The sequence below is a fragment of the Enterobacter cloacae complex sp. 302F9 genome (assembly GCF_050030335.1).
Taxonomy (GTDB): Bacteria; Pseudomonadota; Gammaproteobacteria; order Enterobacterales; family Enterobacteriaceae; genus Enterobacter; species Enterobacter hormaechei_C.
In genome coordinates this window covers 918,138-935,732 of record NZ_JBLGUC010000001.1, presented here as the reverse complement: position 1 = coordinate 935,732, position 17,595 = coordinate 918,138, and the positions used below count along the sequence as shown (strand labels likewise).

Here is a 17,595-nt window from a genome sequence, read left to right as displayed (position 1 = left end):
GAATAAACAATATTCGAGGGACTATAAAACGACGAAAGCCTGAATCATTTCTGACTCAGGCTTTCTGAATAGTGGCGGAACGGACGGGACTCGAACCCGCGACCCCCTGCGTGACAGGCAGGTATTCTAACCGACTGAACTACCGCTCCACTGTTCCCGTTTGGGGAACGAGGCGAATATTACGGTTTGCCTCTGAACTCGTCAACGCTTTTTCTCAGGTTTTGAATCGTTTGCTGCAAAATTCACCCAAACGGTGATTTAACAAACGTTTCAGCACATTTTCACGTGCGCCACAGACAGCTTCCGCCCTTCTTCTGCACTAAATCGAGACGAGATTCATGGTTCATCAGTTCTTCATCACTGGCTAAAACAACCCGCAGGCGATTCGCCTGACGCACAATACGCTGAATTCCCCCTTCATCCCGCGTCTGCTGGGATTCATTTTCCATACTGAATTTCATCGACGTTTGCCCGCCGGTCATGGTCAGGTAGACATCGGCCAGGATCTGGGCATCGAGCAACGCGCCGTGCAGCGTTCGCTTGGTGTTGTCTATCTCATAGCGAGAGCACAGGGCATCAAGGCTGTTACGCTTGCCGGGGAACATCTTCCTTGCCAGCGCCAGGCTATCCGTGACTTTACAGAACGTATTCGTCTTCGGAATATCACGGTTGAGCTTGCTGAACTCATAGTCCATAAAGCCGATATCGAACGACGCGTTATGAATGACAAGTTCCGCACCTCTGATGTAGTCGAGAAATTCATCTGCGACGTCGGCAAAGGTGGGCTTATCCAGCAAAAACTCATCGGCAATTCCGTGAACGCCGAACGCTTCCGGGTCCACCAGCCGATCGGGTTTAAGGTAAACGTGGAAGTTGTTGCCCGTAAGGCGACGGTTCACCACTTCAACGGCACCAATCTCAATGATTTTGTGCCCTTCGTAGTGGGCGCCAATCTGGTTCATACCGGTGGTTTCGGTATCAAGAACAATCTGGCGAGTAATTGCAGTGCTCATAGCGGTCATTTATGTCAGACTTATCGTTTTACTGAACGTTTCAAATACAGGAAGTCTACCAGAGATGCGTAAACAGGTAGAAATTTTCACCGATGGATCTTGTCTCGGTAACCCAGGGCCCGGCGGCTATGGCGCCATTATGCGCTATCGCCAGCATGAAAAAACATTTAGTGAAGGCTATTTCCTGACCACCAACAACCGCATGGAGTTGATGGCGGCCATCGTGGCGCTGGAAGCGTTAAAAGAACATTGTGACGTGGTGCTGAGTACCGACAGCCAGTATGTCCGCCAGGGCATTACCCAATGGATCCACAACTGGAAAAAGCGTGGCTGGAAAACGGCAGAGAAAAAACCCGTCAAGAATGTCGATCTCTGGAAGCGTCTTGATGCCGCCCTCGGTCAGCACGAAATCAAATGGGAGTGGGTAAAGGGGCACGCCGGTCATCCTGAAAACGAACGCTGTGACGAGCTGGCTCGCGCGGCGGCATCCAACCCGACCCATGAGGATGCAGGTTATCAACCTGAATCCTGATCACGGTTTTTTGTACTGCCGCGTGGCCCCCACGGTCTGGCGGATCCGTGTTTTTGATTTGCTTTGCTTCATCGGGTTGAGCGTAAGGGGGATCGTCCTCTTACGCGCGACAATAAATTGCATGCAGCCCAGCGCGGGTAAATGGGTGCTTAATAAGACCCCGCCTTTACGCGTCCAGGGGATGACCTGAAAACCCCCGTAGCTTAGCACTTCGAAATTTAACAGTGAAAGCCAGTCCAGCTGGCGCATCATGGTAAACATCCTGCTGTTATAAGGCGGCGTGCGACGCAGAACGGGCGTCAGTTTACGTAGCCCCATCAGACTCAGCGGATTAAAACCGCTCAGGATCAGCCAGCCGTCATCAATCAAAACGCGGTCGGCTTCCCGCAGCAGACGATGGGGATCGCTGCACCAGGGCAGCGTGTGGGCGAGCAGACAGGCATCAATGGATTTTTCCGCAAACGGCAAATGCAGCGGATCCGCTTTCACCTGAACCGGGGAGCCATTAAGCGATACGCTAACCTGATGCGAGATAGCGCAGCTTTCGGTATTGATTTCTGCGCTCAGATTGCCAATCTTAAGCAGGTGAAAACCATACATTTTCGCGAGCCAGGGTTTAAGCTGAAGTTCTAAGGCCTCGCGATAATATTCACCCCAGGGCAACTCTGCCCAACGTTCCGGTGGTGCGACAGTCTGAGGTATCCTTGCCGGTTTCATCAAAACACCCGCCACGCTATAAGAGGTAATGCATGAATCTTATCAGTATTTCCGCCTTTCAGGACAATTACATCTGGGTTTTAGTCGACGACGATCGCAGATGCATCATTGTTGATCCAGGCGAATCCGCACCGATCCTGCACGCGATAAAAGAAAACGGCTGGCAGCCGGAAGCGATCCTCCTTACCCATCACCATCACGATCATGTCGGCGGTGTTCCCGATCTCCTTGCGCGCTATCCCCATCTACCCGTCTACGGACCAGCAGAGACACAGGATAAGGGTACAACGCAAGTTGTCGAAGAAGGCGAAAGTATCCTCATCCTCGGGTGGGAGTTTTCCGTATTTGCTACGCCAGGTCACACTTCCGGTCATCTCTGTTTCTACAGCAAACCTTATCTGTTTTGTGGCGACACGCTGTTTTCTGGCGGCTGTGGAAGGCTGTTTGAAGGCACGCCAGAACAGATGTATCAATCTTTACAAAAAATTAATGCGCTGCCAGCCGACACCGTAATTTGTTGCGCACATGAATATACATTAGGGAATATGAAGTTTGCTGCAAGCGTGCTACCTGAGGATCGGGCGATTCAGGATTATTACCAGAAAGTGAAGGAGTTACGTGCAAAAAACCAAAAAACACTCCCCGTAATTCTGAAAAATGAGCGACAAATAAATTTATTTTTAAGAACTGATGATGTTGATTTAATTAATAAAATTAATAAAGAAACAAATTTGTTACAACCTGAAGCGCGATTTGCATGGTTAAGGTCAAAGAAAGATAACTTCAGATAATTGCGGGTTGCCTTTTCAAAATTTCGCCGTTATCATCGCTCGTCTTTTAAGCAACTATTGACACACACATGAAGGCAAAAGCGATATTACTCGCCTCTGTCCTGCTTGTAGGTTGCCAGTCACAAAACGGCAGCAACGTACAACAGCACGCACAGAGCCTTTCTGCGGCTGGTCAAGGGGAAGCAGGGAAGTTTACGAGTCAGGCGCGATGGTTGGACGATGGGACATCCTTCGCGCAGGAACAAGACTTGTGGGCCTCTATTGGCGACGAGCTAAAGATGGGAATTCCGGAAAACAGCCGGATTCGCGAACAGAAACAGAAGTATTTGAGAAATAAGAGCTATCTCCACGATGTAACATTACGGGCAGAGCCGTATATGTACTGGATAGCCGGGCAAGTTAAGAAACGTAACATGCCTATGGAACTGGTACTACTACCCATAGTGGAGAGCGCTTTTGACCCGCACGCGACGTCTGGCGCCAATGCAGCAGGCATCTGGCAGATCATTCCGAGCACAGGGCGAAATTATGGTTTAAAGCAGACCCGCAACTACGATGCGCGTCGTGATGTTGTCGCTTCAACGACAGCCGCTCTCGACATGATGCAACGTCTGAACAAGATGTTTGACGGCGACTGGTTATTGACCGTCGCGGCGTATAACAGTGGTGAAGGTCGTGTACTGAAGGCAATGAAAGCGAATAAAGCGCGTGGAAAACCCACAGACTTCTGGTCGCTCTCACTGCCACAGGAAACAAAGATTTACGTACCGAAAATGCTGGCACTGGGCGATATTCTCAAGAACAGCAAACGTTACGGTGTACAACTGCCAACACCAGACGAAAGTCGTGCACTGGCGCGTGTCCGCCTCAGCAGCCCGGTTGATATTCAACAGGTTGCCGATATGACGGGTATGTCGGTAAGTAAGCTTAAAACCTTTAATGCAGGTGTTAAAGGCTCCACGCTGGGCGCTAGTGGCCCTGGCTATGTGATGGTTCCGCAGAAACATGCGGAACAGTTACGAGAGTCTTTGGCTTCGGGTGAAATTGCAGCCGTTCAGTCCACGCTGATCGCTGATACGTCGCCTGTAAGTAGCCGCAGCTATAAGGTGCGTTCAGGTGATACGCTTTCAGGTATTGCATCACGTCTTGGCGTGAATGCGAAAGATCTCCAGCAGTGGAATAATCTGCGCGGATCTGGTCTGAAAGTGGGTCAAACGCTGACCGTAGGTGCAGGTAGCAGCGCACAGCGTCTCGCTAAGAACAGCGATAGCATTACCTATCGCGTACGTAAAGGCGACTCGCTGTCCAGTATTGCTAAGCGTCACGGCGTAAACATCAAAGATGTGATGCGCTGGAACAACGATACTGACAACCTGCAACCTGGCGACCAGCTGACGTTGTTTGTGAAAAACAGCGCTACGCCAGATTCCTGATAGTACGATCGCTTGTTAAAAAGGCACCGATTCCCCTCGGTGCCTTTTTTATTTATCCCGCTTTTTGCGCTTCAGCCATAATGGTGTCGCTGGTAAACGAACCATCATCATGCAGTTCAAAGTACGCCTTCACGTCAGCAGAGGCGCTCTCCTGATACAATCGGATCGCCTGAGTCAATGCCTCGGGTGTGCGCATCCGTGCAATCCATGATGTGAACTCCAGCGGCAAACGGTCGGTTATCAATGAGCGTGAAATCAAGCCGGCTTCGGTGATAAACGTAAGCCACTCTCCACTGGAGTAGTTTTGCACGTGCGAGGTATCACGCAGCGCTTCAACCGTCTGGAGCCAGATATTTCGTACCGGATGTCCGGGAGACATCACGTCCATGATGATGAAGATTCCGCCCGGTTTGAGCACGCGTTTCACTTCCCGTAATGCCTGCCCCACATCATGCCAGTGGTGTGCAGAGTAACGGCTAATCACAACCTCAAACGACGCATCCTCAAAGGGTAAAGATTCAGCGTAGCCCTGGCGCGTCGTGACGTTATTCAGCCCTTTCGCTTTCGCCGCTTCAGCAACCACATCCAGCATCTGGCTCGATAAGTCATATGCCGTCACCTGAGCAACCTGCTGTGCGGCGGTAAAACTGGCGTGCCCCGCCCCGCAGCCTAAGTCCAGCACGTGCGCGTCAGGAAACGCGGCGAGCCGTTCGCCGAGACGTACCAGATCGCGGCCAGAGGCGTGCACGGCGCTGCTCAGGTAGGCACTTGCCTGAGAACCAAACTGTTTTTCGACGTTGTCATGATGGGAGTGTGTTGTTGTCATGTTGCTGTCCTTTTATGGGTTAAAAAATAAAGGGCAGCACCCGCACAGGCCTGCCCCACGGCAGACCTGACGCACCATTATTTATCAGGTTTGCCGGGACTGAATTCAACTAGTAGAGGATTATGATCGGAGGCGCGCGTCACCAGAACGGAGGCGTCGTGCACGCTTAACCCCCGATAGAAGACAAAATCGAGAGGACGACCAAACGCTTTCTTGCGCTGGTCATCGTTAAAACGAACTTCACGCAGCGACATTTCACGCGCGAAGCGGTACAACGCGTTCATACGTGGACGGCTCCAGGCATTGAAGTCCCCGGCCATAATGATCGGCCCACTGTGATGAGCAATCTGATCGCCAATGGGTAGTAACTGCTTACTGTACACATCAACACCCAGGCTGAAGTTCACCGCATGAATGTTTACCACCATCAGCAGACGGGTGTCGGGCAACGGATAGACCGTGACCAGCGCCGATTTTGCCAGACGCAGGATTGGCTCACGTTCACGCAGCGGGCAGCAATAGACCGGATGTGCGGCTGAAAGGGTCATCACCCCAGAAGGATGCTGTGGCAGAACAAAGGCAGGCACCTGATCGGCTGCAAGATAGTTTGTCGTTGCAAACCTGACCAGCTCAGGCGTGGTTTGCGCCTCCTGTAACAGAACCAGATGCGCATCTTTACCAAAATTTTTAAGTACGGATAACCACTCCGCACGCTGTTGTTTAAAGATGTTCCACACCAGTACGCGAATTTTTTCGTCACTGCTTAATGGCGTGCCCGCTGGTAATGCCTGACCCAGGCTCGCAAACGACCCCGGAGGCAAGATCCTCTCCGCGGGCATTCCGGCAACATAACGCATGGCATAGGTATTTTTTCGCACTTTTGGAAACGACCTCTGTAACATGAACCAGCCCGGAAAACGGACTGGTTCTAATGTTATAGGGATTTTAGGTCACACTTTCAACGCAATTACTGAGAAACCGCTTTCCAGTTTTGTAAGCAAGCACTTACTGATACTTATCCAAGCGCGATACGAGCGGGTTTATCAAGCCGTCCACTCAGACCAATAAGCAGGAAAGCGACAAGCACAATTACCGCACCAATCCATGGCGTTTGGGTTAATCCAACGTGTTCAACCGTCTGCCCGCCGATAACCGATCCGAGTGCGATACCGATATTGAATGCGGCGATATTCAGGCCGGATGCGACATCCACCGCATTGGGCGTATAGCGTTCGGCTTTCTGTACAACATAGACCTGCAATCCCGGTACGTTACCAAACGCGAATATTCCCATAACCAACACAGTTACCAGCGCTGCGTATTGTATCGACGCGGTGAACTGGAAAATCATCAGCAGGACAGCCAGCGCGGCGAAGATAAATTTTAGCGCCGGTACCGCACCATGCTTATCTGCAAGCTTGCCGCCCCAGATATTGCCGATTGCGACGGAGATACCGTAGCCCAGTAAAATCCAGCTCACTGCGCCCGGAGAAAAACCAGCCAGCTCCTGCATCATCGGTGCAAGGAAAGTGAACGCAGTGAACACACCTCCATAACCCAGAGCCGTAACGGCATAGATCAGCAGCAGGCGCGGGTGTGTCAGAACCTTAACCTGATCGCTCAGGCTGGCGCTCGCGCGCCCCGGAATACTGGAGGGCACCAGCAGCAGGCTGGCTACCAGAGCAATCACGCCCAACAGCGATACCGCGAGGAAGGTTTCTCGCCAGCCAAAATGTTGCCCAATAAACGTTCCTAACGGCACGCCGGTGACCAGCGCGACGGTTAAGCCGCCAAACATAATCGCAATGGCTGACGCCGCTTTCTCTTTTGGCACCAGGCTGGTTGCAATCGTGGAGCCGATGGAGAAGAAGACACCGTGTGCGAGGCCAGTCAGCAAACGGGCAATGACCAGAGTGGTGTAGTCCGGAGCCTGCCACGCCAGAATATTGCCGGCGGTGAAGAGCACCATCAGGGCAACTAACAGTTGTTTACGTGGAAAGCGTCCAGTCAGTGCGGTCAGCACAGGCGCCCCAACAGCGACGCCTAACGCGTAAATAGATACCAGCAGCCCGGCAGAAGGCAGCGAAATGGCGAGTTGTTCAGCAATAGTGGGAACAAGTCCTACAATAACAAATTCGGTCGTGCCAATTGCGAAGGCACTGATCGTCAGGGCAAGAAGCGCCAGTGGCATAAATACTCCGTCTCTTCAGGATTAAGATGACAGGCAGTATGCGCCAGTGTTTAAATAACAAAAATGGTTAGAATCTCAATAGAATTTTGCGGATGATGCAATAATGAAAGCCACATCGGAAGAACTGACTATCTTTGTTGCCGTTGTTGAAAGCGGCAGCTTCAGCCGTGCGGCCGAACAGCTCGGGCAGGCGAACTCCGCCATCAGCCGCTCGGTGAAAAAGCTGGAGATGAAGCTCGGGGTAAGTCTGCTCAACAGAACAACGCGGCAGCTCAGCCTGACGGAAGAAGGTGAACGTTATTTTCGCCGCGTACAATCCGTTTTGCAGGAGATGGCGGCAGCTGAGACGGAAATAATGGAGTCGCGTAGCACTCCGCGTGGATTGCTACGCATTGATGCGGCGACGCCGGTCGTGCTTCATTTTCTGATGCCGTTAATCAAGCCATTCCGGGAACGTTATCCGGAGATGACTCTGTCCCTGGTCTCTTCAGAGACGTTTATTAACCTGATTGAGCGTAAAGTTGATGTGGCGATCCGCGCGGGAACCCTGACGGATTCAAGTTTACGCGCTCGCCCACTGTTCACCAGCTACCGCAAAATTATCGCGTCACCGCAATATATTGCAGAGCATGGCAAACCGGAGACCGTTGAGGAGCTGAAGCAGCACCTGTGCCTGGGCTTTACGGAACCTGTCTCGCTGAACACCTGGCCCGTGGCCTGTCATGACGGACAACTTCATGAGATCACTTGCGGACTTTCGTCTAATAGCGGAGAAACGCTGAAACAGCTTTGTCTTGAAGGAAATGGGATCGCCTGTTTATCAGACTATATGATTGATAAGGAAATAGCTGCGGGTCAGCTTGTAGAACTGATGGCTGACAAACGCTTACCTGTAGAGATGCCTTTTAGCGCAGTGTATTACAGTGACAGAGCGGTAAGTACGCGCATACGCGCTTTTATCGACTTCCTTAGCGAACATATAAAAACAGCTCCCGGAGGAGCTGTGTGAGGGTTTAAGGGTACAGAGGAAGGGCTTTTATTAATCCCAGTCTGGTGCTAACCCTTCCGGGCTGACCAGACGATCGTTGCATTCCAGTGCAGCGATCGCGTTTTTATCTTCATCATCAAGCTGGAGATCCCGCGCTAACAGGTTACTTGCCAGGTTTTCACGTTTGGTTGAAGACGGGATCACGGCATAGCCCTCACCCATCGCCCATGCCAGGATCACCTGTGCGGCTGTCGCATTGTGTTTTTCAGCGATGCGTGCAATCACTTCATCTTTCAGCGCCTTACCATATGCCAGCGTCATGTACGAGGTGATGTGAATACCATGCTGTTTCGCCCAGTCCACGACTTTGTGGTTTTGCAGGTAAGGAGAGAGTTCAATCTGGTTGGTGGCAATATTTTCTTTACCCGCTGCGGCAATGGCCCTTTCCATCAACGGGATGGTGAAGTTAGAGATGCCAATTTTACGCGTTAAGCCCTGCTCTTTCGCTTCCAGCAGCGCCTGCATGAACTCCTCCACAGAGACGGCATCGTCAGGTGATGGCCAGTGGATCAGCGTCAGATCAACATAGTCAGTACGCAGCTTTCTCAGACTTTCCTTCAGGCTTGGGATCAGCTTGTCTTGGCTGAGATTCTCAATCCAGATTTTAGTGGTGATGAAAAGTTCGTCGCGCGGTACGCCACTCTCTTCGATGGCCTGGCCTACGGCAGCTTCGTTATCATAAATCTGCGCCGTATCAATAGCACGATAGCCCAACTCGAGTGCGGTTTTAACAGATGCGATAACAACGTCGTCTTTCAGGCGGAAAGTGCCCAGACCCAGTGCAGGGATAGTCATATGATTCCTCAATCGTTATGTTCATAAACTGAGGAGAATTATCGCTGTAGTTGTTATGCCGAAAAAGATCGTGAACCGCAGAGGATTTTTGCTAATTTCGCAACAATCAAACGACAGATAAGAAAAAAGCCCTGAGCGTTAGCTCAGGGCTTTTAATAAGTGGCGGAACGGACGGGACTCGAACCCGCGACCCCCTGCGTGACAGGCAGGTATTCTAACCGACTGAACTACCGCTCCACCGAATACTTCTGTAACCACCGGATTAATGCACCGGCTTACTACTTAATTTGATGCCTGGCAGTTCCCTACTCTCACATGGGGAGACCCCACACTACCATCGGCGCTACGGCGTTTCACTTCTGAGTTCGGCATGGGGTCAGGTGGGACCACCGCGCTAAAGCCGCCAGGCAAATTCTGTTAATCTGTATCAGGCTGAAAATCGTGTCTGTCTCTTCGCCAAAACACCTTCGGCGTTGTAAGGTTAAGCCTCACGGTTCATTAGTATCGGTTAGCTCAACGCATCGCTGCGCTTACACACCCGACCTATCAACGTCGTCGTCTTCAACGTTCCTTCAGGAGACTTAAAGTCTCAGGGAGAACTCATCTCGGGGCAAGTTTCGTGCTTAGATGCTTTCAGCACTTATCTCTTCCGCATTTAGCTACCGGGCAGTGCCATTGGCATGACAACCCGAACACCAGTGATGCGTCCACTCCGGTCCTCTCGTACTAGGAGCAGCCCCCCTCAATTCTCCAGCGCCCACGGCAGATAGGGACCGAACTGTCTCACGACGTTCTAAACCCAGCTCGCGTACCACTTTAAATGGCGAACAGCCATACCCTTGGGACCTACTTCAGCCCCAGGATGTGATGAGCCGACATCGAGGTGCCAAACACCGCCGTCGATATGAACTCTTGGGCGGTATCAGCCTGTTATCCCCGGAGTACCTTTTATCCGTTGAGCGATGGCCCTTCCATTCAGAACCACCGGATCACTATGACCTGCTTTCGCACCTGCTCGCGCCGTCACGCTCGCAGTCAAGCTGGCTTATGCCATTGCACTAACCTCCTGATGTCCGACCAGGATTAGCCAACCTTCGTGCTCCTCCGTTACTCTTTGGGAGGAGACCGCCCCAGTCAAACTACCCACCAGACACTGTCCGCAACCCGGATTACGGGTCTACGTTAGAACACCAGCCATTAAAGGGTGGTATTTCAAGGTTGGCTCCACGCAGACTGGCGTCCACGCTTCAAAGCCTCCCACCTATCCTACACATCAAGGACCAGTGTTCAGTGTCAAGCTATAGTAAAGGTTCACGGGGTCTTTCCGTCTTGCCGCGGGTACACTGCATCTTCACAGCGAGTTCAATTTCACTGAGTCTCGGGTGGAGACAGCCTGGCCATCATTACGCCATTCGTGCAGGTCGGAACTTACCCGACAAGGAATTTCGCTACCTTAGGACCGTTATAGTTACGGCCGCCGTTTACCGGGGCTTCGATCAAGAGCTTCGCGTTGCCGCTAACCCCATCAATTAACCTTCCGGCACCGGGCAGGCGTCACACCGTATACGTCCACTTTCGTGTTTGCACAGTGCTGTGTTTTTAATAAACAGTTGCAGCCAGCTGGTATCTTCGACTGATTTCAGCTCCACCCGCAGGGGCTTCACCTACACATCAGCGTGCCTTCTCCCGAAGTTACGGCACCATTTTGCCTAGTTCCTTCACCCGAGTTCTCTCAAGCGCCTTGGTATTCTCTACCTGACCACCTGTGTCGGTTTGGGGTACGATTTCGTGTTACCTGATGCTTAGAGGCTTTTCCTGGAAGCAGGGCATTTATCACTTCAGCACCGTAGTGCCTCGTCATCACACCTCAGCGTTAACAAGGTACCGGATTTACCTGGAACCTCCGCCTACATGCTTAAACCGGGACAACCGTCGCCCGGCTGACATAGCCTTCTCCGTCCCCCCTTCGCAGTAACACCAAGTACAGGAATATTAACCTGTTTCCCATCGACTACGCCTTTCGGCCTCGCCTTAGGGGTCGACTCACCCTGCCCCGATTAACGTTGGACAGGAACCCTTGGTCTTCCGGCGAGCGGGCTTTTCACCCGCTTTATCGTTACTTATGTCAGCATTCGCACTTCTGATACCTCCAGCATGCCTCACAGCACACCTTCAACGGCTTACAGAACGCTCCCCTACCCAACAACACATAGTGTCGCTGCCGCAGCTTCGGTGCATGGTTTAGCCCCGTTACATCTTCCGCGCAGGCCGACTCGACCAGTGAGCTATTACGCTTTCTTTAAATGATGGCTGCTTCTAAGCCAACATCCTGGCTGTCTGTGCCTTCCCACATCGTTTCCCACTTAACCATGACTTTGGGACCTTAGCTGGCGGTCTGGGTTGTTTCCCTCTTCACGACGGACGTTAGCACCCGCCGTGTGTCTCCCGTGATAACATTCTTCGGTATTCGTAGTTTGCATCGGGTTGGTAAGCCGGGATGGCCCCCTAGCCGAAACAGTGCTCTACCCCCGAAGATGAGTTCACGAGGCGCTACCTAAATAGCTTTCGGGGAGAACCAGCTATCTCCCGGTTTGATTGGCCTTTCACCCCCAGCCACAGGTCATCCGCTAATTTTTCAACATTAGTCGGTTCGGTCCTCCAGTTAGTGTTACCCAACCTTCAACCTGCCCATGGCTAGATCACCGGGTTTCGGGTCTATACCCTGCAACTTAACGCCCAGTTAAGACTCGGTTTCCCTTCGGCTCCCCTATACGGTTAACCTTGCTACAGAATATAAGTCGCTGACCCATTATACAAAAGGTACGCAGTCACCCCATAAAGAGGCTCCCACTGCTTGTACGTACACGGTTTCAGGTTCTTTTTCACTCCCCTCGCCGGGGTTCTTTTCGCCTTTCCCTCACGGTACTGGTTCACTATCGGTCAGTCAGGAGTATTTAGCCTTGGAGGATGGTCCCCCCATATTCAGACAGGATACCACGTGTCCCGCCCTACTCTTCGAGTTCACAGCATGTGTGCTTTCGTGTACGGGACTATCACCCTGTACCGTCGGACTTTCCAGACCGTTCCACTAACACACAAGCTGATTCAGACTCCGGGCTGCTCCCCGTTCGCTCGCCGCTACTGGGGGAATCTCGGTTGATTTCTTTTCCTCGGGGTACTTAGATGTTTCAGTTCCCCCGGTTCGCCTCGTTAACCTATGTATTCAGTTAACGATAGTGCAACGGATTGCACTGGGTTTCCCCATTCGGACATCGCCGGGTCAAGGGTTCATATCACCTCGCCGGCGCTTTTCGCAGATTAGCACGTCCTTCATCGCCTCTGACTGCCAGGGCATCCACCGTGTACGCTTAGTCGCTTAACCTCACAACCCGAAGATGTTTCACTTCTGATTGCGAAAATTTGAGAGACTCGAACACACATGAGCTGTGTGTCGTTTCAATTTTCAGCTTGATCCAGATTTTTAAAGAGCAAAACTTCGCAGTGCACCTTTTCAGGTTCACTCTGAAGTTTTCTTGTGTTCGCAGTAAAAGATGGTGGAGCTATGCGGGATCGAACCGCAGACCTCCTGCGTGCAAGGCAGGCGCTCTCCCAGCTGAGCTATAGCCCCATCGTAGTTACCTCTGTACCGGTAATTTTTGTTGAGGCAAGGCGTGGTGACACGAAGCATACTTATGTATGTGAGTGTCGCCGCAACGCAGCATCAGCAAAAATTTGGTAGGCCTGAGTGGACTTGAACCACCGACCTCACCCTTATCAGGGGTGCGCTCTAACCACCTGAGCTACAAGCCTGTAGAGGTTTTTTACTGCTGTTTTTCATCAGACAATCTGTGTGAGCACTACAAAGGCAGGTTCTTTAAGGTAAGGAGGTGATCCAACCGCAGGTTCCCCTACGGTTACCTTGTTACGACTTCACCCCAGTCATGAATCACAAAGTGGTAAGCGCCCTCCCGAAGGTTAAGCTACCTACTTCTTTTGCAACCCACTCCCATGGTGTGACGGGCGGTGTGTACAAGGCCCGGGAACGTATTCACCGTGGCATTCTGATCCACGATTACTAGCGATTCCGACTTCATGGAGTCGAGTTGCAGACTCCAATCCGGACTACGACGCACTTTATGAGGTCCGCTTGCTCTCGCGAGGTCGCTTCTCTTTGTATGCGCCATTGTAGCACGTGTGTAGCCCTACTCGTAAGGGCCATGATGACTTGACGTCATCCCCACCTTCCTCCAGTTTATCACTGGCAGTCTCCTTTGAGTTCCCGGCCTAACCGCTGGCAACAAAGGATAAGGGTTGCGCTCGTTGCGGGACTTAACCCAACATTTCACAACACGAGCTGACGACAGCCATGCAGCACCTGTCTCAGAGTTCCCGAAGGCACCAAAGCATCTCTGCTAAGTTCTCTGGATGTCAAGAGTAGGTAAGGTTCTTCGCGTTGCATCGAATTAAACCACATGCTCCACCGCTTGTGCGGGCCCCCGTCAATTCATTTGAGTTTTAACCTTGCGGCCGTACTCCCCAGGCGGTCGACTTAACGCGTTAGCTCCGGAAGCCACGCCTCAAGGGCACAACCTCCAAGTCGACATCGTTTACGGCGTGGACTACCAGGGTATCTAATCCTGTTTGCTCCCCACGCTTTCGCACCTGAGCGTCAGTCTTTGTCCAGGGGGCCGCCTTCGCCACCGGTATTCCTCCAGATCTCTACGCATTTCACCGCTACACCTGGAATTCTACCCCCCTCTACAAGACTCTAGCCTGCCAGTTTCGAATGCAGTTCCCAGGTTGAGCCCGGGGATTTCACATCCGACTTGACAGACCGCCTGCGTGCGCTTTACGCCCAGTAATTCCGATTAACGCTTGCACCCTCCGTATTACCGCGGCTGCTGGCACGGAGTTAGCCGGTGCTTCTTCTGCGGGTAACGTCAATCGACAAGGTTATTAACCTTATCGCCTTCCTCCCCGCTGAAAGTACTTTACAACCCGAAGGCCTTCTTCATACACGCGGCATGGCTGCATCAGGCTTGCGCCCATTGTGCAATATTCCCCACTGCTGCCTCCCGTAGGAGTCTGGACCGTGTCTCAGTTCCAGTGTGGCTGGTCATCCTCTCAGACCAGCTAGGGATCGTCGCCTAGGTGAGCCGTTACCCCACCTACTAGCTAATCCCATCTGGGCACATCCGATGGCAAGAGGCCCGAAGGTCCCCCTCTTTGGTCTTGCGACGTTATGCGGTATTAGCTACCGTTTCCAGTAGTTATCCCCCTCCATCAGGCAGTTTCCCAGACATTACTCACCCGTCCGCCACTCGTCAGCGAAGCAGCAAGCTGCTTCCTGTTACCGTTCGACTTGCATGTGTTAGGCCTGCCGCCAGCGTTCAATCTGAGCCATGATCAAACTCTTCAATTTAAAAGTTTGATGCTCAATGAATTAAACTTCGTAATGAATTACGTGTTCACTCGTTGAGACTTGGTATTCATTTAGTGTCCGAAGACATTAAGAATCCATGTCACTTTGAGTGCCCACACAGATTGTCTGATAAATTGTTAAAGAGCAGTTGCGACGCGCTTCAGCGCTCTGTCGCGAGGTGGCGTATATTACGCTTTCCTCTTTCAGAGTCAACCCGTTATTTCAGGATTTTTTCTCTTCAACTGACCGGGTTGTCTGTGAAGTGATTCACATCCGCCGTGTCGATGGAGGCGCATTATAGGGAGCCGCCGAGGAATGACAAGCGGAAAAATACATTTTTATTTCAACCGCTCACCTTTTCGCCAAAACGCCTTATTTTTGGTGCTTTTTAATCTCTTTTGGCAGTTCTGCCAGACTCGTTATCACCCAGTCGGCTGCATTTTCTGCTTCTGTGGTGACCGGTTTACCGGTACGCACTAATACCTTGGTACCTACACCTGCCGCCGCTGCTGCCTGCATATCTTCCAGTTTATCGCCCACCATATAAGATGCGGCCATATCAATGTGCAGGAATTCCTGTGCAGAGATAAACATGCCCGGGTGTGGCTTACGGCAATCACAGGTCTGACGATACGCCTCTACACTTCCCTGCGGGTGATGCGGACAATAATAGATGCCATCAAGATCGACGCCACGATCGGCCAGAGACCAGTCCATCCATTCCGTCAGCGTCTCGAACTGCGCTTCGGTGAATTTACCCCGGGCGATACCGGACTGGTTAGTTACCACCACCAGCGCATAGCCCATCTCTTTCAACTGGCGCATGGCATCTATTACGCCCTCGATAAACTCGAACTCATCAATCTCATGGACGTAACCGTGATCCACATTAATAGTGCCGTCACGATCGAGAAAAATTGCGGGTACAGATTTTGCCACCGGTTTGCTCCTGAAAAAGGCTTGTTCAGCTAGTATCTCATGAATCGCAGCGCAATAAAGTGCTCATCGCACAGAGGTGGATTGATTTAGACGTCTGGATGCCTTAACATCCATTTTGTTTACGGTCATTCCCCGTATCTGGCAGAAGAAAATGCCACGGCTAACTTACTTACGATAAAAATAATCTAATGATTAAACTTTCCAATATCACCAAAGTGTTCCAGCAGGGGAACCGAACCATTCAGGCGCTGAACAACGTCAGCCTGCATGTGCCTGCTGGTCAGATTTATGGCGTCATTGGCGCATCGGGTGCGGGTAAAAGTACGCTGATCCGTTGTGTTAACCTGCTTGAGCGCCCAACCCAGGGCAGCGTAGAAGTTGGCGGCCAGGAGCTTACCGCTCTCTCAGAAAAAGAACTCACCAAAGCGCGTCGCCAGATTGGCATGATTTTCCAGCACTTTAACCTGCTGGCATCCCGCACCGTGTTCGGCAACGTTGCCCTGCCGCTTGAGCTGGATAACACGCCGAAAGAAGAAGTTACGCGTCGCGTCACCGAACTGCTCGACCTTGTTGGTCTGGGCGACAAGCATGATAGCTACCCGGCAAATCTGTCCGGTGGGCAAAAACAGCGTGTGGCCATTGCCCGCGCGCTGGCAAGCAATCCTAAGGTGCTGCTGTGCGATGAAGCCACCAGCGCGTTAGACCCGGCCACCACGCGCTCTATTCTGGAACTGTTAAAAGACATTAACCGTCGCCTGGGCCTGACGATTCTCCTTATTACGCATGAAATGGATGTAGTGAAACGCATCTGCGACTGCGTGGCGGTCATCAGCAACGGTGAGCTGATTGAGCAGGACACGGTAAGTGAAGTCTTCTCACACCCGAAAACGCCGCTGGCTCAGCAGTTCATTCAGTCCACACTGCATCTGGATATTCCGGAAGATTATCTGGAACGTTTAAAAACAGACGCAACGCCTGACAGCGTCCCGATGCTGCGCATGGAGTTCACGGGCCAGTCCGTTGACGCACCGCTGCTGTCCGAAACCGCGCGTCGCTTTAACGTGAATAACAACATTATTAGCGCGCAGATGGACTACGCCGGTGGCGTGAAGTTCGGCATTATGCTGACGGAAATGCACGGCATACAGGAAGAAACCCAGGCGGCAATTGCCTGGCTGCAAGAACATCATGTAAAAGTAGAGGTACTGGGTTATGTCTGAGCCGATGATGTGGCTACTGGTTCGCGGCGTTTGGGAAACGCTGGCAATGACCTTCGTATCGGGCTTCTTTGGTTTTGTGATTGGGCTGCCGGTCGGCGTGCTGCTGTACGTTACGCGCCCGGGTCAAATTATTGAAAACGCGAAGCTGTATCGTACGCTCTCTGCGCTGGTGAACATTTTCCGGTCTATTCCGTTCATTATTCTGCTGGTGTGGATGATTCCGTTTACGCGCGTGATCGTCGGGACGTCGATTGGTTTGCAGGCAGCTATTGTCCCGCTGACCGTAGGCGCGGCACCGTTTATCGCCCGTATGGTGGAAAACGCCCTGCTGGAAATCCCAACCGGCCTGATCGAAGCTTCCCGCGCTATGGGTGCGACGCCAATGCAGATCGTTCGCAAAGTTCTGCTGCCAGAGGCGCTGCCTGGGCTGGTGAACGCAGCAACCATCACGCTTATCACCCTGGTCGGTTATTCCGCAATGGGCGGCGCCGTAGGTGCTGGCGGTTTAGGCCAGATTGGATATCAGTACGGCTATATTGGCTATAACGCTACCGTAATGAATACCGTTCTGGTATTGCTGGTTGTGCTGGTTTACTTAATTCAATTCTCTGGCGATCGTATCGTCCGGGCTGTTACGCATAAATAACGTTACAAACAACACAAACTCG

At 52.0% G+C, this 17,595-nt stretch carries 13 protein-coding genes, 4 tRNA genes and 3 rRNA genes; 6 read left to right on the top strand and 14 right to left on the bottom strand.

Annotated elements, in window-relative coordinates:
- Nucleotides 1–72: 72 nt before the first annotated feature.
- Nucleotides 73–149, bottom strand: a tRNA-Asp gene (locus tag ACQG0T_RS04415).
- Between the two features lie 132 nt (nt 150–281).
- Entirely contained in the window at nt 282–1,013 is a 732-nt protein-coding gene (dnaQ, locus tag ACQG0T_RS04410; protein ID WP_003863237.1) for a DNA polymerase III subunit epsilon, read from the bottom strand.
- On the opposite strand from dnaQ, the gene rnhA reads away from it, so the two are divergent.
- Nucleotides 967–1,545, top strand: coding sequence for a ribonuclease HI (gene rnhA / locus ACQG0T_RS04405; protein ID WP_160840538.1), 579 nt, complete (start codon nt 967–969; stop codon nt 1,543–1,545). The genes dnaQ and rnhA overlap by 47 nt on opposite strands.
- On the opposite strand, the gene ACQG0T_RS04400 is transcribed toward rnhA, so the two are convergent.
- Entirely contained in the window at nt 1,546–2,262 is a 717-nt protein-coding gene (locus ACQG0T_RS04400; protein ID WP_017383714.1) for a class I SAM-dependent methyltransferase, read from the bottom strand.
- 32 nt (nt 2,263–2,294) lie between these two features.
- Here ACQG0T_RS04400 and gloB point away from each other — a divergent pair, with 32 nt between their 5' ends.
- Complete coding sequence (gene gloB, locus ACQG0T_RS04395) at nt 2,295–3,053, top strand: hydroxyacylglutathione hydrolase (RefSeq protein WP_271040571.1); 759 nt, start codon at nt 2,295–2,297, stop codon at nt 3,051–3,053.
- Nucleotides 3,054–3,121: 68 nt separating this feature from the next.
- On the top strand, nt 3,122–4,486 hold the full coding sequence (gene mltD, locus ACQG0T_RS04390; protein WP_023295957.1) for a murein transglycosylase D: 1,365 nt from the start codon (nt 3,122–3,124) through the stop codon (nt 4,484–4,486).
- Nucleotides 4,487–4,538: 52 nt separating this feature from the next.
- Here mltD and ACQG0T_RS04385 read toward each other — a convergent pair whose 3' ends face one another.
- The 3 genes from ACQG0T_RS04385 to ACQG0T_RS04375 form a co-directional block, all read right to left on the bottom strand.
- Nucleotides 4,539–5,312, bottom strand: a complete 774-nt coding sequence (locus tag ACQG0T_RS04385; protein WP_015571390.1) for a class I SAM-dependent methyltransferase — start codon at nt 5,310–5,312, stop codon at nt 4,539–4,541.
- A 77-nt stretch (nt 5,313–5,389) separates the two neighbouring features.
- Nucleotides 5,390–6,190, bottom strand: coding sequence for an endonuclease/exonuclease/phosphatase family protein (locus ACQG0T_RS04380; protein ID WP_026080641.1), 801 nt, complete (start codon nt 6,188–6,190; stop codon nt 5,390–5,392).
- Between the two features lie 137 nt (nt 6,191–6,327).
- Nucleotides 6,328–7,503 carry an MFS transporter gene (locus ACQG0T_RS04375; RefSeq protein WP_023295956.1) on the bottom strand — a complete coding sequence of 392 codons (1,176 nt, stop codon included), beginning with the start codon at nt 7,501–7,503 and terminating at the stop codon, nt 6,328–6,330.
- A gap of 103 nt (nt 7,504–7,606) precedes the next feature.
- Here ACQG0T_RS04375 and yafC point away from each other — a divergent pair, with 103 nt between their 5' ends.
- Nucleotides 7,607–8,512 carry a DNA-binding transcriptional regulator YafC gene (gene yafC / locus ACQG0T_RS04370; protein ID WP_015571393.1) on the top strand — a complete coding sequence of 302 codons (906 nt, stop codon included), beginning with the start codon at nt 7,607–7,609 and terminating at the stop codon, nt 8,510–8,512.
- 30 nt (nt 8,513–8,542) lie between these two features.
- On the opposite strand, the gene dkgB is transcribed toward yafC, so the two are convergent.
- The 8 genes from dkgB to gmhB all read right to left on the bottom strand — a co-directional run bounded on the left by dkgB (nt 8,543) and on the right by gmhB (nt 15,707).
- Nucleotides 8,543–9,346, bottom strand: coding sequence for a 2,5-didehydrogluconate reductase DkgB (gene dkgB / locus ACQG0T_RS04365; protein WP_023295955.1), 804 nt, complete (start codon nt 9,344–9,346; stop codon nt 8,543–8,545).
- 160 nt (nt 9,347–9,506) lie between these two features.
- Nucleotides 9,507–9,583 (bottom strand) — tRNA-Asp (locus tag ACQG0T_RS04360).
- A gap of 55 nt (nt 9,584–9,638) precedes the next feature.
- Nucleotides 9,639–9,754, bottom strand: a 5S ribosomal RNA gene (gene rrf / locus ACQG0T_RS04355).
- 69 nt (nt 9,755–9,823) lie between these two features.
- A 23S ribosomal RNA gene (locus ACQG0T_RS04350) occupies nt 9,824–12,728 on the bottom strand.
- A gap of 170 nt (nt 12,729–12,898) precedes the next feature.
- Nucleotides 12,899–12,974, bottom strand: a tRNA-Ala gene (locus ACQG0T_RS04345).
- A 105-nt stretch (nt 12,975–13,079) separates the two neighbouring features.
- A tRNA-Ile gene (locus tag ACQG0T_RS04340) sits at nt 13,080–13,156 on the bottom strand.
- 70 nt (nt 13,157–13,226) lie between these two features.
- A 16S ribosomal RNA gene (locus ACQG0T_RS04335) occupies nt 13,227–14,768 on the bottom strand.
- Together the 16S, 23S and 5S rRNA genes with 3 tRNA genes alongside form the textbook arrangement of a ribosomal RNA operon.
- A 372-nt stretch (nt 14,769–15,140) precedes the next feature.
- Nucleotides 15,141–15,707 (bottom strand): D-glycero-beta-D-manno-heptose 1,7-bisphosphate 7-phosphatase, encoded by a 567-nt coding sequence (gene gmhB, locus ACQG0T_RS04330; RefSeq protein ID WP_017694475.1) that lies wholly within the window; start codon nt 15,705–15,707, stop codon nt 15,141–15,143.
- A 188-nt stretch (nt 15,708–15,895) separates the two neighbouring features.
- Between gmhB and metN the strand changes: the two genes are divergently transcribed.
- Nucleotides 15,896–16,927, top strand: coding sequence for a methionine ABC transporter ATP-binding protein MetN (gene metN, locus ACQG0T_RS04325; protein ID WP_271040570.1), 1,032 nt, complete (start codon nt 15,896–15,898; stop codon nt 16,925–16,927).
- Nucleotides 16,920–17,573, top strand: coding sequence for a methionine ABC transporter permease MetI (locus ACQG0T_RS04320; protein WP_003856130.1), 654 nt, complete (start codon nt 16,920–16,922; stop codon nt 17,571–17,573). The genes metN and ACQG0T_RS04320 overlap by 8 nt, the downstream gene beginning before the upstream one ends.
- Nucleotides 17,574–17,595 lie beyond the last annotated feature (22 nt).

What these genes read in the sequence shown, in the direction of transcription:
- metN (WP_271040570.1), top strand. Translation starts at nt 15,896, where the DNA reads ATGATTAAACTTTCCAATATCACCAAAGTGTTCCAGCAGGGGAACCGA.
- dkgB (WP_023295955.1), bottom strand. Translation starts at nt 9,346, where the DNA reads ATGACTATCCCTGCACTGGGTCTGGGCACTTTCCGCCTGAAAGACGAC.
- ACQG0T_RS04385 (WP_015571390.1), bottom strand. Translation starts at nt 5,312, where the DNA reads ATGACAACAACACACTCCCATCATGACAACGTCGAAAAACAGTTTGGT.
- dnaQ (WP_003863237.1), bottom strand. Translation starts at nt 1,013, where the DNA reads ATGAGCACTGCAATTACTCGCCAGATTGTTCTTGATACCGAAACCACC.
- yafC (WP_015571393.1), top strand. Translation starts at nt 7,607, where the DNA reads ATGAAAGCCACATCGGAAGAACTGACTATCTTTGTTGCCGTTGTTGAA.
- mltD (WP_023295957.1), top strand. Translation starts at nt 3,122, where the DNA reads ATGAAGGCAAAAGCGATATTACTCGCCTCTGTCCTGCTTGTAGGTTGC.
- gloB (WP_271040571.1), top strand. Translation starts at nt 2,295, where the DNA reads ATGAATCTTATCAGTATTTCCGCCTTTCAGGACAATTACATCTGGGTT.
- ACQG0T_RS04320 (WP_003856130.1), top strand. Translation starts at nt 16,920, where the DNA reads ATGTCTGAGCCGATGATGTGGCTACTGGTTCGCGGCGTTTGGGAAACG.
- ACQG0T_RS04400 (WP_017383714.1), bottom strand. Translation starts at nt 2,262, where the DNA reads ATGAAACCGGCAAGGATACCTCAGACTGTCGCACCACCGGAACGTTGG.
- ACQG0T_RS04375 (WP_023295956.1), bottom strand. Translation starts at nt 7,503, where the DNA reads ATGCCACTGGCGCTTCTTGCCCTGACGATCAGTGCCTTCGCAATTGGC.